Annotated in this window: 17 protein-coding genes; 13 read left to right on the forward strand and 4 right to left on the reverse strand. The window is 68.8% G+C overall.

Going from position 1 to position 15,197, the window contains the following annotated elements; all coding sequences use genetic code 11:
• Positions 1–65 precede the first annotated feature (65 nt).
• Both IPJ61_RS09435 and IPJ61_RS09440 read left to right on the forward strand, forming a co-directional pair.
• A complete protein-coding gene (locus IPJ61_RS09435) occupies positions 66–1,088 on the forward strand; it encodes a lactonase family protein (protein WP_297106180.1) in 1,023 nt (340 codons plus the stop codon).
• Between the two features lie 5 nt (positions 1,089–1,093).
• Complete coding sequence (locus IPJ61_RS09440; RefSeq protein WP_297106183.1) at positions 1,094–2,470, forward strand: hypothetical protein; 1,377 nt, start codon at positions 1,094–1,096, stop codon at positions 2,468–2,470.
• 19 nt (positions 2,471–2,489) lie between these two features.
• On the opposite strand, the gene IPJ61_RS09445 is transcribed toward IPJ61_RS09440, so the two are convergent.
• Complete coding sequence (locus IPJ61_RS09445; RefSeq protein WP_297106186.1) at positions 2,490–3,269, reverse strand: hypothetical protein; 780 nt, start codon at positions 3,267–3,269, stop codon at positions 2,490–2,492.
• 76 nt (positions 3,270–3,345) lie between these two features.
• Between IPJ61_RS09445 and IPJ61_RS09450 the strand changes: the two genes are divergently transcribed.
• Together IPJ61_RS09450 and IPJ61_RS09455 are read left to right on the forward strand one after the other, a co-directional pair.
• Complete coding sequence (locus IPJ61_RS09450; RefSeq protein ID WP_297106189.1) at positions 3,346–5,244, forward strand: amylosucrase; 1,899 nt, start codon at positions 3,346–3,348, stop codon at positions 5,242–5,244.
• A 48-nt stretch (positions 5,245–5,292) separates the two neighbouring features.
• Positions 5,293–5,733 carry a hypothetical protein gene (locus IPJ61_RS09455; RefSeq protein ID WP_297106192.1) on the forward strand — a complete coding sequence of 147 codons (441 nt, stop codon included), beginning with the start codon at positions 5,293–5,295 and terminating at the stop codon, positions 5,731–5,733.
• A gap of 248 nt (positions 5,734–5,981) precedes the next feature.
• Here the strand turns inward: IPJ61_RS09455 and IPJ61_RS09460 are convergent, their stop codons facing one another.
• A complete protein-coding gene (locus tag IPJ61_RS09460) occupies positions 5,982–6,869 on the reverse strand; it encodes a tetratricopeptide repeat protein (protein ID WP_297106194.1) in 888 nt (295 codons plus the stop codon).
• A gap of 81 nt (positions 6,870–6,950) precedes the next feature.
• Here IPJ61_RS09460 and pgm point away from each other — a divergent pair, with 81 nt between their 5' ends.
• From pgm to IPJ61_RS09475, 3 genes are all read left to right on the forward strand, one after another.
• A complete protein-coding gene (pgm, locus tag IPJ61_RS09465) occupies positions 6,951–8,573 on the forward strand; it encodes a phosphoglucomutase (alpha-D-glucose-1,6-bisphosphate-dependent) (protein ID WP_297106197.1) in 1,623 nt (540 codons plus the stop codon).
• A 165-nt stretch (positions 8,574–8,738) separates the two neighbouring features.
• Positions 8,739–9,536 (forward strand): hypothetical protein, encoded by a 798-nt coding sequence (locus tag IPJ61_RS09470; protein ID WP_297106200.1) that lies wholly within the window; start codon positions 8,739–8,741, stop codon positions 9,534–9,536.
• Positions 9,536–9,760 (forward strand): helix-turn-helix domain-containing protein, encoded by a 225-nt coding sequence (locus tag IPJ61_RS09475; protein ID WP_297106203.1) that lies wholly within the window; start codon positions 9,536–9,538, stop codon positions 9,758–9,760. The genes IPJ61_RS09470 and IPJ61_RS09475 overlap by 1 nt, the downstream gene beginning before the upstream one ends.
• Before the next feature lie 8 nt (positions 9,761–9,768).
• Here the strand turns inward: IPJ61_RS09475 and IPJ61_RS09480 are convergent, their stop codons facing one another.
• Complete coding sequence (locus IPJ61_RS09480) at positions 9,769–10,329, reverse strand: PH domain-containing protein (RefSeq protein ID WP_297106206.1); 561 nt, start codon at positions 10,327–10,329, stop codon at positions 9,769–9,771.
• Positions 10,330–10,331: 2 nt separating this feature from the next.
• A complete protein-coding gene (locus IPJ61_RS09485) occupies positions 10,332–10,487 on the reverse strand; it encodes a hypothetical protein (RefSeq protein WP_297106209.1) in 156 nt (51 codons plus the stop codon).
• Positions 10,488–10,578: 91 nt separating this feature from the next.
• Here IPJ61_RS09485 and mce point away from each other — a divergent pair, with 91 nt between their 5' ends.
• The 6 genes from mce (at position 10,579) to IPJ61_RS09515 (ending at position 15,183) form a co-directional block, all read left to right on the forward strand.
• On the forward strand, positions 10,579–11,028 hold the full coding sequence (gene mce, locus IPJ61_RS09490) for a methylmalonyl-CoA epimerase (RefSeq protein WP_297106211.1): 450 nt from the start codon (positions 10,579–10,581) through the stop codon (positions 11,026–11,028).
• 120 nt (positions 11,029–11,148) lie between these two features.
• Entirely contained in the window at positions 11,149–12,225 is a 1,077-nt protein-coding gene (locus IPJ61_RS09495; protein ID WP_297106214.1) for a DivIVA domain-containing protein, read from the forward strand.
• A 104-nt stretch (positions 12,226–12,329) separates the two neighbouring features.
• A complete protein-coding gene (locus IPJ61_RS09500) occupies positions 12,330–13,424 on the forward strand; it encodes an AI-2E family transporter (RefSeq protein WP_297106217.1) in 1,095 nt (364 codons plus the stop codon).
• Positions 13,425–13,445: 21 nt separating this feature from the next.
• Positions 13,446–14,141 carry an endonuclease NucS gene (nucS, locus tag IPJ61_RS09505; protein ID WP_297106220.1) on the forward strand — a complete coding sequence of 232 codons (696 nt, stop codon included), beginning with the start codon at positions 13,446–13,448 and terminating at the stop codon, positions 14,139–14,141.
• Positions 14,141–14,413: a hypothetical protein gene (locus IPJ61_RS09510; protein ID WP_297106223.1), complete on the forward strand. Its 273-nt coding sequence runs from the start codon at positions 14,141–14,143 to the stop codon at positions 14,411–14,413. Before nucS ends, IPJ61_RS09510 begins: the two co-directional genes overlap by 1 nt.
• Positions 14,410–15,183: an alpha/beta fold hydrolase gene (locus IPJ61_RS09515; RefSeq protein ID WP_297106226.1), complete on the forward strand. Its 774-nt coding sequence runs from the start codon at positions 14,410–14,412 to the stop codon at positions 15,181–15,183. The genes IPJ61_RS09510 and IPJ61_RS09515 overlap by 4 nt, the downstream gene beginning before the upstream one ends.
• The last annotated feature ends 14 nt before the right edge of the window (positions 15,184–15,197 follow it).

The following is a 15,197-nucleotide window of genomic DNA, read 5'->3' on the forward strand; positions in this document are numbered from 1 at the left end:
GCTCGGCTGCCCTCGGCCATCGTCGGCGTCGAAAGGTCCAAATCCCACACACCAGGAGTACCGGCATGCAAACCCTGTTCATAGGCACCTACCCTGCGGCGGGGTTCGGCACGCCCGCAGGGGTGGGCGAGGGCATCTGGCGGGTCACGCTCACCGGCGACGGAGAGCTGCGCGACGCGCGCCAGGTGGCGGCGACGCCCGCGCCGTCGTTCCTGTGCGCCGGGCCCAGCCCGGACGTGATCTACGCCGTCAACGAGTGCCCTAACGGCACCGTGACGGCATGGAGGCGGAACAGGGACCGACTCGTCGCCGCGGGTGAGGCGTCCACGGGCGGCAGCGACCCGTGTCATCTGCGCTACGTGGACGCGCTCGGGGCACTGGTGGCGACGAACTACTCCAGCGGCTCCGTGGCCGTCATCCCCGTCGGCCGGGATGGGGGCCTGCCCTCTGCGGCGCCGACCCAGGTGATGGCGTTCGAGGGTTCGGGGCCGGTCGCGGAGCGCCAGGCGGGACCGCACGCGCACCAGAGCGTGCCGACGCCGGACGGCCGCTTCCTGCTGGTCAACGATCTGGGCAGCGACACCGTGTGGAGGTCCGCCATCGACGGCGGTGCGCTGCGATTCGACGGCACGGCCGGCGCGCTTCCCGCCGGCGCGGGCCCGCGCCATGGCGCCTTCCTGCCCACCGAGCCTCCTGTATACGTCGTGGCCGGCGAGCTTGATGACAACCTGTACGCCCTGGAGTGGGACGCGGCGTCGGGTGTGCTCACCCCGCTCTCCGCCGTCCCCGGCGCGCGGAGAGGCGGCGCGGTGATGTCACACGTCGAAGCCGTCGGCGACCGCGTGCTGGTCGGATGCCGGGGCAGCGACGTCGTCTCCCGGTTCGCCCTCGACGCGGGGCGGCTGCATCCCGACGGCGAGTTCCCCCTTTCCACGGGCGGGTTCGCCCGACATCACCGCGTCGTCGGTGAGAGCGTCGTCGTCGCGCTGCAGCGGACGCACGAGATCGTGGTGCTCGGGCCCGACGGGGCACGCCGCGGAGGAGCATCCATCCCGTCGCCGGCGTGCATCCTGCCCACTGTAGAGTGATGGCCATGCCAACAACCCGCCGGACGTTGACCGCTGCCCTCGTTCTGTTCGTCTCGCTCGCGCTCGGGCTGATCGGCCCCTCCGACGCTCGCGCCGATACCGTCGCGGCCACATCGCCGATGCCCGGCTACCCGGCCGACTTTCACCCGGGCCTGATCATCTCCGACGAGGCGTTCTACGACGCGCAGGCCCTGACTCGCGGCCAGATCAAGGACTTCATCGCCGAGAAGGGCAAGGGCTGCACCGCGAAGAAGGGCGAGACCTGCCTCAAGGATCTGGTGCCCGCGAAGACCATCACGCTGTCGAGCAACCAGAACGGCAACGGGTGCACGGACGTGACCTTCACCGAGGGCAGCAGGGAGTGGACGGTCATCGAGAAGGTCGCCAAGGCATGCAGCATCAGCCCGAAGGTGCTCCTGGTCACCATCCAGAAGGAGCAGTCCGGGCTGACTCAGGCTCGCACGACGGCTACCTGGAACAAGATGATGGGCATGGGCTGCTCTGACGGCACGGCGTGTACCGAGAAGTACTCGGGCTATGAGAAGCAGCTCTACTACGGCGCCGACCGGTTCCGGGCCTACCGCACCTGGAGCACCTATCCGGCCATCAAGGCCTTCAACACAGGGTCGCCGTACACGTCGTCAGACAAAGGGGACCCGCAGACCTTCCTGATTCACAACGTCGCGACGGCGTCGCTCTACCAGTACACGCCGCACGTGAGCTCCAACTACAGCTTCTTCAGCCTGATGCGAAGCCACTTCCCGGGCACCGCCAACACCGTCGCGCCGGAGGTGGTGACAGCGGGGGCCGCGCTGCCGAAGCTGACGGTGACCAAGCCGAAGTCCACGCCGATCCGGCAGGCGGTCAGCGTCACGGGCACGGCGAAGAATTTCCCGGGCGGGGCGACTGTCCTCACACAGATCCTCGTCGACGGCGCATGGAAGACCTCGAAGACCGTCAAGAAGGTCACGGGCTCCTACTCCATTCCCCTGACGACGCACGCCTCAAGGGCGGGCACGCAGCGGTGGCGCGTCGTCGCCAAGAGCGCCGACGGCCGCAGCAGCGTCGTCCCGAAGACCTTCACGCTGAAGCGGTTGAAGCCGTCGCTGACCGCCAAGGCCCCGAAGAGCGCGAAGCGCAAGGCGAAGGTGTCAGTCAAGGGCACCGCGAAGAACTTCCCCGACCGCGCGACGGTCAAGACCCAGATCAAGGTCAAGGGGAAGTGGAAGACGTCGAAGACTGTCAAGAAGGTCACCGGCTCCTACTCCATCACGCTCACTACCCGCGCCTCGGTGCGCGAGACCCAGAAGTGGCGGGTCGTCGCGACGAGCAAGGACGGCAAGTCGAAGATCGTCAAGACCTTCTCCCTCCGCCGGACCTGACCGCTCGCTGAGCCAGGCCCTAGGCTCCCGGATACGACAGCACCACCGGGTTCGGAGGTGTCCTGGTGACCGCGCCGGTGTCGAGGTCGACGACGGCGTGGAACTCGTAGTCGTTCGACCCCGCGCCGAAGGTCAGCATCGACGACCCTGTGAGGCGCATCTTCTTCGCCGCGCGCGCCACGTTCTCCAGCCAGGTCCAGCCGACGATCTCCTCGGAGCGACGCGACCCGCCGCCGGTGGCCGCGTCGTCGATCTCCGCCCACATCCGCAGGAAGCCGTCGTCGGCGATCTCGCCGCAGAGCCGCACCTGCCGCTTGCGGTCCCGCGTGACCTTCCAGGGGCCCGCCGCGTAGGCCCGGAAGCCGCCGTCGGCGACCGCGCACAGCGCCTCCTCGACGGCGGCCACGTCCCAGTCGTGGAGCTCCGCGCGGCGGAGCGCGGCCTCGACCACGACCTCGCCGAGCTGCCGCGCGCGCTCCGTGGGCGAGAGGTTCCGGAAGCCCATGGGGACGCGGACGCGCCCGGTTCCCCGGTCCGACGGGTCGAGGAAGCGCTCCGTGAACTCCAGCTCGACGCCGTCGCCCTCCCCCACCATCAGGTCGAGCATGAGCTGCCCGCGCGGCGCCTCGACCGCCAGGCTGCGCAGCGCCTGGCTCACCGACTCGGTCACGCGCCGCGCCGACCGCGCCGCGGCGTCGCGGTCGAGGGTCACGTCGTCCCACGGCTCCGGCATCGTGGTCCACGGCCTCCCCCACCAGCCAGCGTAGGGGTAGATGTAGATCTCACGGAGTCGCGGCATCCCGCATTCTCGCATCAATCGACACGAGGGTACTCCCCGACACGTGTCAGGCTGTGGCCTGCATTAGGATCGGGCCGTGGCACACCTCACCGCTCAGACCAGCGCAGACCAGCAGTTCACCCGCGACTGGGCCGAGGCCCGCGCCGGCGCCTTCGACGACTCTTTCGCCGCCCGGTTCGACGAACACTTTCCCGAGTTGCACCGCCTGTTCCTGCTCGTCTACGGCGAACGCGCCGACGGGCTTGAGGCGCTCGCCGAGCTCGTCACCCTCGCGCTGCGGTCCTGGAATGAGCGCCCCGCCGACCTCAAGGCCATCGACGCTGAGCGCACCGCGGACCCCGGCTGGTTCCAGTCCGAGAAGATGCTGGGTGGCGTCTGCTACGTCGACCGGTACGCGGGCTCGATCTCGAAGGTCGCGGATCACATCGACTACTTCCAGGAGTTGGGGCTCACTTACCTCCACCTGATGCCGCTGTTCCGCTCCCCCGAGGGCAACAACGACGGTGGCTACGCGGTGAGCAGCTACCGCGAGACCGACCCCGCGCTCGGCACCATGGCCGACCTCGCCGCGCTGGCGACCAAGCTCCGCAAGGCGGGCATCTCACCGGTCGTCGACTTCATCTTCAACCACACCGCCTCGGAGCATGAGTGGGCGCAGAAGTGCATCGCAGGTGAGCCCGGCTATGAGGAGTTCTATCTCGTCTTCCCGGACCGCACGATGCCGGACAAGTACGACCTCACGACGCGCGAGATCTTCCCCGACGACCACTCGGGCTCGTTCATCCAGCTGCCGGACGGGCGCTGGGTCTGGTCCACGTTCTACCACTTCCAGTGGGACCTGAACTACGCGAACCCCGCCGTCTTCCGCGCGATGGCCGGCGAGATGCTGTTCCTCGCGAACCAGGGGATCGAGGTGCTGCGGATGGACGCCGTTGCGTTCATCTGGAAACGGCTGGGAACGCCCTGCGAGTCGCTCCCGGAGGCCCACTACCTGCTGCAGGCGTTCAACCGCGTGCTGCGCTTGGCGGCTCCCGCGCTGATCTTCAAGTCGGAGGCGATCGTGCACCCGGACGAGGTGATCCAGTACATCTCGCTCGGCGAGTGCCAGATCTCCTACAATCCGCTGCAGATGGCCCTGACATGGGAGGCACTGGCAACCCGCGACGCGCGCCTGCTGAACCAGGCGATCGAGCGCCGGCACGCCCTCCCGGACGGCACCGCCTGGGTGAACTACGTACGCGGCCACGACGACATCGGCTGGACGTTCGCCGACGAAGACGCCGCCGAGTTCGGCATCAACGGCTTCGAGCACCGTCGTTTCCTCAACCAGTTCTACGTGGGGCGCTTTCCGGGCGGCTTCGCACGCGGCGCGGCCTTCCAAGAGAACCCGAAGACGGGCGACGCCCGCGTCGCGGGCACGACGGCATCGCTGGCCGGCATCGAGGCGGGCGACGACGGCGGCGAGGACCGCGTGCTGTTGGCGCACGCCGTCGCGATGAGCACCGGCGGCATGCCGCTGCTGTACTTGGGCGACGAGGTGGCGCAGCTGAACGACTACACGTACCTCGACCGGCCCGCGGAGGCCGGCGACAGCCGATGGGTCAACCGCCCCTTCCGCCCAGAGGCTGCCTACGCGGCGCGCCACGATGAGTCGACGACGGCAGGCCGTGTCTTCACGCGCCTCCAGCGCCTGCTCCAGGTTCGGCGCGAGACTCCGGAACTGGGAGGCAACGAGCTGATCCCGTTCCGCACGCCGCACCACTCCGTACTCGCGTTCCAGCGCCCTGGCGCCGACGGCGTCGTCCTTGCGCTCGCCAACTTCGGCGACCACCCTGTCCACGTCGATGCGCTGACTCTCTCCGGCTTCGCCCCCGACGCGGTGGACCTCGTCGCCGCCCAGGACCTGAGCCTCGCCAACGGCGTGACCCTCGCGCCCCACGCCTTCCTCTGGCTCAGGGTCGCGCAGGCCTCCTGAAGGGCCTCATCTCACACCATCGAGGTCGCCGCTGGATATGCTTCGCCCATGACCAGCCCCTCTGCGGCCTCGCCTCGCTCGGCCCGCTGGCGGGTGTCGCCCGCCGACCTGATCGACGTCTTCGTCTACGTCGTGGTATTGAACCTCGTCGCGGAGTACCTGCCGATGGTGATCGCCGAGACCTTCACGCTCTCCTTGCTGACCGCCGCGTTGCTGAAGGTCGTGCTCGAGGTCGTCGTGTGGGCGAAGAACCGGGTCAAGGCCCGGTTCAAGGCCGCGACGACGCGCCCTGCGAAGGTGGGAGCCGGACTGCTGCTCTGGGGCGTCCTCGTCGGCAGCAAGTTCGTCGTGCTCGAGCTCGTCGCCCTGGCTTTCGGCGACAAGGTGCAATTGGGCGGCTTCTTCGCCGTCACCGGCCTGATCCTCCTCCTGCTGCTTTCCCGCGCCGGAGTCCGCAAGCTCTTGGAGCAGCCGCCACCCCGTGACTGAGGTTCCTTTGCACAGTTCCTCGCACTCGTTGTTGCGGTGAACACTCGCCGACGCCGATCTCCGTCCAGGTTGTGTCGCCATACGGAGACACCGCGACCCTGTCGGGGTGTGGTCGACACGCATGGCATCACAACCGGTCTACGACGTGCGGTCCCGCACCCGGATGGGGACCGCGCTCACCGGACTGCGCCGGAGGATTACTTGTGGGGGCTGCTGCCGGAGAGAGACGAGGCAGTAGCTCGCGCTACTCAGAACAGGACGGTGGCGAGGCGGCGCCGGGCCTTCAGGACCACGGGGTCCGTCCGGCCGATGATCTCGAACAGCTCAAGGAGCCGAACGCGGATGCGGTCGCGGTCCTCGGGGGTTGCTTCGGCGGCGAGGCCGAGGAGACGGTCGAGGGCCTCGGCGGACCGGCCGTTGATGATCTCCAGGTCGGCAGCGTCGAGTTGGGCGTCGACGTCGTCCGGGGACTCCTCCGCCCGCGACACGATGGCCAGCGCGTCGAAGGTCATGCTCCGGGCGAGCAACGCGGCCTGGGCGCGGCCCGCGAGCGCCTCCGGATCGTTCGGGGTCTCTGCGAGCAGCACGTCGAACTCCTCGACGGCGCGGGCGAAGTCGCCCGACTCCAGCGCCGCGTCGGCCTTCTCGAAGCGCGGGTTGGCGGGCGGGGCGCCGTCGGCCGGTGCGACGCCCGTGACGGGCTGGGCGCGACCGGTCATCCCGTTAGCGACCGCCATCTGCGCGATCTGATCGAGCACTGCGGCGATCTCCTCGCGCGACTTGGTGCCCTGGAACAGCGGGGCCATCTGTCCGCCGATCAGCGCGACGACGGTGGGCACCGCCTGCACGCCCAGCGCCTGAGCGAGCCGCGGCTCGGCGTCGACGTCAACGCGGCCCAGTAGAAACCGGCCCGCACCTGCGTTGATGATCTCCGTCAGCGCATCGGAGACAGCCTGACCCGCGGGGTCACGCGGCGAGTAGAACTCGACGATCACCGGATGCTGCACGGACCTCTGCGCCACCTCCTGGAAGTCCGCCTCCGTCAGCGTGGTCACGTACCCGCCGCCGGCCGGAGCACCCTGGGCGAGGGAGGAGAGGTCGACCGCACCGGGGCGGCTGAAGTTCGCGTCAGTCATGGGCTCTATCTTGGCGGGCCCGAGCAACCCCTTCAACCGGAACACTCCCCACAAGCGACGACCAGTTCTAGGATGTCGCCCATGGCACACGAGCGCGCCGGGCTTCCGGCTCTAGAATCCGATCTGATCAACGTCGACGAGGTCATCGCCGCCTACTACGACCTGGTGCCCGACGCCGGCAACCCGGACCAGCGGGTCGTCTTCGGCACCTCCGGGCACCGCGGCTCCTCGCTCGACACGGCCTTCAACGAGGCCCATATCGCCGCGACGACGCAGGCGATCGTCGAGTACCGCGCCTCCCAGGGCACCACCGGGCCGCTGTTCATCGGCAAGGACACGCACGCGCTCTCGCTGCCTGCGTGGAAGACGGCCATCGAGGTGCTGCACGCCAACGGCGTCGAGGTGCTGGCCGAGCGCGACGACGAGTACACGCCGACGCCCGCGGTCTCCCGCGCCATCATCCGGCACAACCTGGGCGACGGCCCGCGCGCCGACGGCATCGTCGTCACGCCGTCGCACAACCCTCCGCGGGACGGCGGCTTCAAGTACAACCCCCCGAACGGCGGCCCCGCCGACACTGACGCCACCTCGGTCATCGCAGCCCGGGCAAACGAGCTGCTGCCCGGCTACCGCAGCATCAAGCGGTCGCCGTACGAGTCGATCGCCGGCGAGGTCACCCGCTACGACTATCGCACCCCGTACTGCGACGAGCTTTCTCTCGTGCTGAACCTGGATGCCATCCGCGGCGCGGGCCTCACCCACGGCGCCGACCCGATGGGCGGCGCGGCCGTCCAGTACTGGGAGTTGCTGGCTGAGCGTGGCCTCGGCATCGAGGTCGTGAACCCCACCGTCGATCCCACGTGGCGCTTCATGACGCTGGACACCGACGGCAAGATCCGCATGGACTGTTCCTCGCCCAACGCGATGGCCTCGCTGGTCAACCAGCGTGACCGGTACTCGGTCGCCACGGGCAACGACGCCGACTCCGACCGCCATGGCATCGTCACCCCGGACGCGGGCCTGATGAACCCCAACGCCTACCTCGCGGTGGCGATCAACTATCTGTTCGCGAACCGGCCCGGCTGGGCCGCTGACGCGGGCGTCGGCAAGACGCTGGTGTCCAGCTCGCTCATCGACAAGGTGGCGGCAAAGGTCGGCCGTCGGCTCGTCGAGGTCCCGGTGGGCTTCAAGTGGTTCGTGCCGGGCCTGACCGACGGCTCGATCGGCTTCGGCGGCGAGGAGTCGGCAGGAGCGTCGTTCCTGACGCTCGACGGTAAGACGTGGACCACCGACAAGGACGGCATCCTGCTCGCCCTGCTCGCCTCGGAGATCATCGCGGTCACGGGCAAGACCCCGAGCCAGCACTACGCGGAACTGGAGGCCGAGTTCGGCAGGTCGTACTACGCGCGCGTGGACGCTGACGCCAACCGCGAGCAGAAGGCGCGGCTGTCCAAGCTCAGCTCCGATGACGTGACCGTCACCGAGCTGGCAGGCGAACCGATCACCGCGGTCCTCTCGCATGCGCCCGGCAATGGCGCGGCCATCGGCGGCATCAAGGTGACGACGGACAGCGCCTGGTTCGCCGCGCGCCCGTCCGGCACGGAGGACAAGTACAAGATCTACGCCGAGTCGCTGAAGGGAGCCGACCACCTGGCCGAGGTGCAGGTCGCGGCCAAGTCCCTCGTGGACGCCGCCCTCGCCTGATCCCCGCACCTCGCGGACACTCATCTGCGCAGGTTGCCTCAGCCGTGCAATACGTACAGCTGAGGCAACCTGCGCAGATGTGTGTTCGCACTCTTCCCGGAACCCCTTGACGAAACTTATCGATTCTCGTTAACATAACGACAATCGATAACCTAAGGAGGGGGCATGACCGCCGGTGGACTCACAAGCGTCGTGATCGTCATCATCCTGCTGCTTGCGGCAGCTGTCGTCATGGTGCTGCTGGCGCGGCTCGGCCGAGGCGACATCGACCTCGCTCGACTGGCCTCGTTCGTCGCGATTCTGACCCTCGTCGGCTCGGGCATCTTCGCCGTCGCCTCCTGTTGGTCGCTGCTCTTCTCGCCAGAGGTCAGTGTCTCTGTGCCGATCGACAATCCCCCGGCCCGGTTCCCGAAGGGAACCATCGATCCCACGACGGTGGCCACCGTCGTGGCGGGCGGTGCGGACCGCGCGTTCCTCACGATCTCCGGCCTGACCCTCCCCACAAGGCTTCTTCTGCTCTCCAGTACGCTCGCCAGCTCGGTGATGATCGGCGCCGTCGCGCTCGTGGGCCTGCGCGCGGCACGCGCCTTGCGCGACGGCGACATCTTCGCGTTCGCCCCGCGGGCCATCATGACCACTGCAGTGATCGTCATCGTGGGGGGCTTCGCCTGGACCGTCCTGGGCGACATCGGCGCCTGGAAGGCGGGGGTCGAGGCGCTCCAGGTCACGAGCTTCGGCGCAGAAGGCGCCCTCGCCGAGGCCATGGACGACCCCAGCTACGACCCCGTCTTCTTCCTCGCCGAGCGTGGCTGGCTGGCGCCGGCACACCTCTCCGTCACCTTCCCGCTGTGGCCGTTGAGCATCGGGCTGGGCCTCGCGCTGGTCGCGACCGCGTTCCGCGCCGGCCAGAGCCTGCGCAAGAACGTCACCGAGCTCAAGGCCGACGTCGACGGGCTCATCTGATGCCCCCAGAGGACGATGGCCGGATCCGCTGCCGCCTCACCGAACTCCTGGCCGACCGGAACATGACGCTGACCGAACTGGCGGCGCGAGTGGACATCAGCCTGGTGAACCTGTCGGTGTTGAAGAACAACCGCGCCCGCGCGATCCGCTTCTCGACGCTGACCGCGATCTGCGACGCGCTCGCCTGCGAGGTCGGCGAGCTGCTCGTCGTCGCTCCCGACTAGCCGTGTGGCTACGTGCCGTCGGGGTCGACCGGCTCCTCGCCGGTCCAACGGCCGACGTCCATCGTCTGCCGCAGGCCCGTCAGCTGGATGACGCGCTGAATGGTCAGGTCGCGGCGTTCCGGGTCGCCGACGAACCGGATGGCACGGAGTCCCTGATCCTGGGCGGCGGTCTCGAAGACGAAGTGCCCATAGCCGAGGAAGTGGCCGATCAGCGAGCGCGACATCGAGATGTCGAGGATCCGGCTCATCGGCATCGTCGCCAGGTGCGTGTTGAACACCCCATGCACCCGGAACACGCGCATGTTGGTGATCACGAACCGGTCCATGTGGACGACGTGAACCTTCCACATGCCGACGGCGAGGGCTGCCAGCCCGAGCAGGAGCGGGATCCAGAAGTACCCGCGCGCCCAGATCATGGCGAGAAACAGCGGGATGCTGAGGGCCATGACGACGTACCAGCCGACGGACGCGGCCCAATGCTTGCGCACCTCGTCGATGACGACCTCACCCTCGACGGTGAGCAGATGCGCGTCGACGTTGGGGTCGAGAAAGCGCCCGACGACGCTCATGGCTATCCCGCGAGCGAGCTGAAGAAACGGCCGATCGACTCGAACGCGCCGAAGAACGAGCGCACGGCCTCGGCGGCGGCCTCGGGCCGCGTGAAGAGGTAGAAAAGAACGAATGCGGCGACGAGCACCAGCAGGATCTTCTTGATCCAGTTGACCACGGGCGCCCTCCTCGCGTTAGTCCCGAGGTAACAGTCTGCACGAGTCGACCCCGCCCGCTTCCACGACTCGCCGGTATGCCAAGCTTGGCGCATGGAGAATTCTGATCTGTTCATCTGCATCGATCACGTCGGCCTCGCCGTCCCGGACCTCGACGAGGCCATCAAGTTCCACTCGGAGGTCTTCGGCTGGCGCGAGCTTCACCGCGAGGTCAACGAGGAGCAGGGCGTCGCCGAGGCGATGATCGGCACGGGCGAGCAGGGCGAGGAGAACGCCAAGATCCAGCTGCTTGCCCCGCTGAACGAGAACTCGACCATCGCCAAGTTCATCGACCGCAACGGCCCCGGCATGCAGCAGCTCGCCTACCGCGTCGCCGACCTCGACCACGTGAGCGCCGTCCTCAAGGAGCGCGGCATGCGCCTGCTCTTCCCGGAGGCCAAGCGCGGCACCGCCGGCTCACGCATCAACTTCGTGCACCCGAAGGACGCCCGCGGCGTCCTCCTCGAGCTGGTTGAGCTGCCCAAGGAACCGACGGAGCACTGAGCGCCGGAGGGCTCTCGCACGGGGCGGGGCGGCTCGGCCGTCCCGCCCCGGCCTGTCCCGGCGATTTTGTCGGGACACACCACTAGTCTCGACTCCGTAATCACCACGTAAGGAGTTCTGGTGAGCGATACACCTCGCGACTTGGATACCGAAGAGACCGGCCTCAACCTCTTCGATGAGCGCGCGTCGGCCGCGGGCAGCTTCCCGCACGCCATGCTCGGCTACGACAAGACCACGGTCGACAGCTATGTGCGCGAGGTCGAGTCGAGGGCGAGCCAGCTGCGGGCGGACCTGCGGGAGGCGCGCCACCAGACCGAGATGATCCGCGTCCAGCTGGGAACGACGGACTTCACCCGGCTCGGGGCGCACACGACGGCGCTCCTGCGGTCCGCGGAGGCCCAGGCAGCGGACATCGTCTCGCGCGCCACGCGTGAGGGCGAGCGCATCAAGATCGAGGCCCGGCGGACCAGCGCGGAGCTCCGGGACGCCGCCCAACAGGAGGCCGACGACATCCGCCTCACCGGGCTCTCCGGGCTCCGGCAGCTGCGCCAGGAGCAGGCCGAGGCGGGCAAGGAGGCGCTCGCGGCGGCGCGCCGGGATGCGGACCTCTTCCTCAGCGAGGCGCGACAGCGAGCGAAGGCCTCCGACGACGCAGCGGCCGCGCGGGCGCTCGCGCTTGCGGAGTCCTCGGCGATCGATGCGGCCAGGGTCGGCCAGGAGGCCGCCAGGCGCGCGGCCCAGGTCGAGGCCGAGGCCGCAGCCGTCGCCGAGGAGACGCTCGCCCGGGTCGCGGCGCAGGCGAGGGATGCCGAGGAGAAGATCACCCAGCGTCTTGCCGATGCGGAGGCCGCCGCCGACGCCGCGGCTGCCCGCGCCGCCGCGGCGCAGGACGAGGCCGAGAAGGCGAGGACGGACGCCGTCGCCGAGGCGGAGGGCATCCGGCTGGCCGCCAACCGGGAGTCCGAGGAGAAGCTGGCCGTCGCCCGGCGCCGCGCCGTCGAGGTGATCGAGGAACTCGAGGAGAAACTGGCCTGGCGCAAGGAGGAACTCGAGCGCGAAATCGCGGACCTTGAGGCGAAGCGCCTGCAGTCGCTCGCGGCCTTGGGCAATCTGCGCGCGCTGGCGGAGGAATCGGAGGCACGGTTCGCCGCAGACGAGCCGACGACCGTCATTCCGCAGGTGAAGCCACGCCCGTGACGCCAATCCCCGAAGACCAGGACGCACGCGCGGAGACTCCGGGGCCCAGGTCCCGGAGCTTCATGCGCCGCGCGCTGGGTCGTGCGGGGCGGGAGGCGCGCACCTTGATCACGCCGCCTCCGTTGGAGCCGGTGACTCCGGTGCCTCCGCTTCCGCCGCCGCCCGACGGCGTCAGGCGGCGGTCGCCCTTCGCCGTCGGCTTCCTTGGCGCGTGGGGCGTGATCGTCGCGGGCGCCCTCGCGCTTGCGGTCTACAACGTCCAGAGCGTTCTCCTGCTCGTCGTCCTCGCGCTCTTTCTCGCGCTCGGCCTCAACCCGGCCGTCGAGTTCCTGACCCGGCGGCGGCTTCCCCGGCCGTTGGCCGTGCTGCTGGTGACGCTGCTGCTCTTCGGCGTCGTCGCCCTCGGGTTCGTCGCCTTCGTCCCCGTGGTGACCGAGCAGACAACCGCGCTGATGCGCAACCTGCCGGGGCTCCTGGACAGGATGACGCTGCACCCGCGGGTCTGGGAGATCGAGGAGGAGTATCAGATCGTCGAGAAGATCGAGCAGTTCATCACCTCGGGGTCGCTGATCAACAACCTGTTCGGCGGCATCCTGGGCGCGGGCAAGCTGGTCGCCAACCTCGTCTTCTCGGTGATCGTCACCCTCGTGCTCACGATCTACTTCCTCGCCTCGCTGCCCACCATCAAGGAGACGATCTACGCGCTCGCCCCGGCCAGCAGACGCGCGCGGGCCCGATATCTCGCCGACGAGATCTTCCGCGGCGTCTCCGGCTACATCACGGGCATGTTCGTGATCGTCGCCGTCGCCTCGGTGTGTTCCTTCATCTTCATGAACATTGCCGGGCTGGGCTCCTACTCGCTGGCGCTCGCCTTCGTCGTCGCCATGTTCTGCTTCATCCCGCTCGTCGGGTCATCGCTGGCCATGGTGTCGGTGGCGATCGTGGGCTTCGCGGTCAACCCCACCATCGGCATCGCCACCATCATCTACTTCCTGATCTACCAGCAGTTCGACGCGTACCTCATCTATCCCAACGTCATGCGCCGCACGGTGAAGGTGCCGGGCGCCCTCGTCGTGTTGTCGGCCATCATCGGCGGCATGCTGTTCGGCGTCATCGGCGCGGTGATCGCCATTCCGACGACGGCGGCGGTGCTGCTGCTGTACCGCGAGATGGTGCAGCCGGCGTTGGACGCCTCCTGACCTCGCGAGTAGGTTGGGACGGTGCGTTTGGTGATTGCTCGGTGCCAGGTCGACTACGTGGGGCGGCTGACGGCCCACCTGCCGATGGCTACCCGGCTCATCCTCGTGAAGGCCGACGGTTCCGTGTCCGTCCATGCCGACGATCGCGCGTACAAGCCGCTCAACTGGATGAGCCCGCCCTGCACCCTGAAGGTCGTCGACCCGGATCCCGACGCCGCGGAGGCGCTCGGCGTCAGCCAGGTCTGGCAGGTCAAGGCAAAGGACGGCGACACGCTCCATATCTCGCTGGCCGAGGTGTTTCACGACTCGGCGCACGACCTGGGCATCGATCCCGGCCTCCAGAAGGACGGCGTAGAGGCGCACCTTCAGGCCTTGCTCGCCGAACACCCCGCCACGCTCGGCGAGGGCATGCGGCTGGTCAGGCGTGAGTACTTCACGCCCATCGGCCCTGTGGATCTGCTGCTGCGTGACGCGTCCGGCGCGCACGTCGCGGTCGAAGTGAAGCGGCGCGGCGAGATCGACGGCGTCGAGCAGCTGACCCGATACCTGGAGCTCATGAACCGGGAGCACGACCTGGCCCCGGTCCGCGGCATCTTCGCCGCGCAGCAGATCAAGCCGCAGGCCCGCACGCTCGCCGCAGACCGCGGCATCGAGTGCCGCCTCGTGGACTACGACGCGCTGCGCGGGCTCGACAACGCGGACGAACGGTTGTTCTGATGGCTCGCCGTCCCTCGAAGCACCTCCGGGAGCCGCGGCCGCTGCTGAGCGGCGGCTCGCAGCGCAAGGTCGTCCGCGGGGGCGTCGAGTACATCGCGCGGGACGTGCCCGCCCACCGCGCGGAGAAGCCCTATACCTGTCCCGGCTGCCTGCACCAGGTGGTTCCCGGCACTGCCCACCTTGTGGTCTGGCCCGTCATGGCGCCGCTCGGCGCGGGCAGCGGGCTTGAGGTGCGCCGCCACTGGCACCAGCACTGCTGGGGGCGTGCGTGAAGCTCAACGCGCTGACCGTCGGCTCCGGTCCCCGCCACGTCGCGTTCCTGCACGGCCTCTTCGGCCAGGGCAAGAACTGGGGTTCCATCGCGACGGCGCTGGCCGACGTCGCCACGTGCCACCTCGTCGACCTGCCGAACCACGGCCTCTCCCCCTGGACCGAGGAGTTCGACCTCGACGAGCAGGCCGATATCGTCGCCGACTGGCTCGGCGAGCACGTGCCGACGCCGGTGGTCCTCATCGGTCACTCGTTGGGCGGCAAGATCGCGATGAGGCTCGCGCTGCGCCATCCGGAGCTGGTGGACCGGTTGATGGTGGTCGACATCTCACCTGCCCGCAACGAGGCGGCGCAGAACTTCGCGTCCCTGGTGTCGGCGCTGCGCCGGCTCGACCTCGACCACATCACCAGCCGCGGTCAGGCGGAACAGCTGCTGACACCCGAGATCCCCGATGTTGTCGTGCGCCGGTTCCTGCTGCAGAACCTGCGCCACAAGGGGGAACACTGGTCGTGGGCCGCGAACCTCGACCTCCTGGGAGACTCACTGCACGAGGTCGGCGGCTGGTACCCCATCCACGCCACCTATGACGGCCCCGTCGTGTGGGTCAACGGCGGACGCTCCCCCTACGTGCAGCCGGAGCACGTCGAGCCGATGCGTGCGCTGTTCCCGCGCGTCCGCCAGGTCACGTTGAAGCGCGCCGGGCACTGGGTGCACGCCGAGGATCCCGCGGCCTTCGTTACCGTCTGCCGGCTGTTCCTCGAGGGAAGCTAGTGTCCTGCGTCGGA

The sequence above is a fragment of the Tessaracoccus sp. genome (genome assembly GCF_016714275.1).
In the GTDB taxonomy this organism is placed as follows: Bacteria; Actinomycetota; Actinomycetes; order Propionibacteriales; family Propionibacteriaceae; genus Arachnia.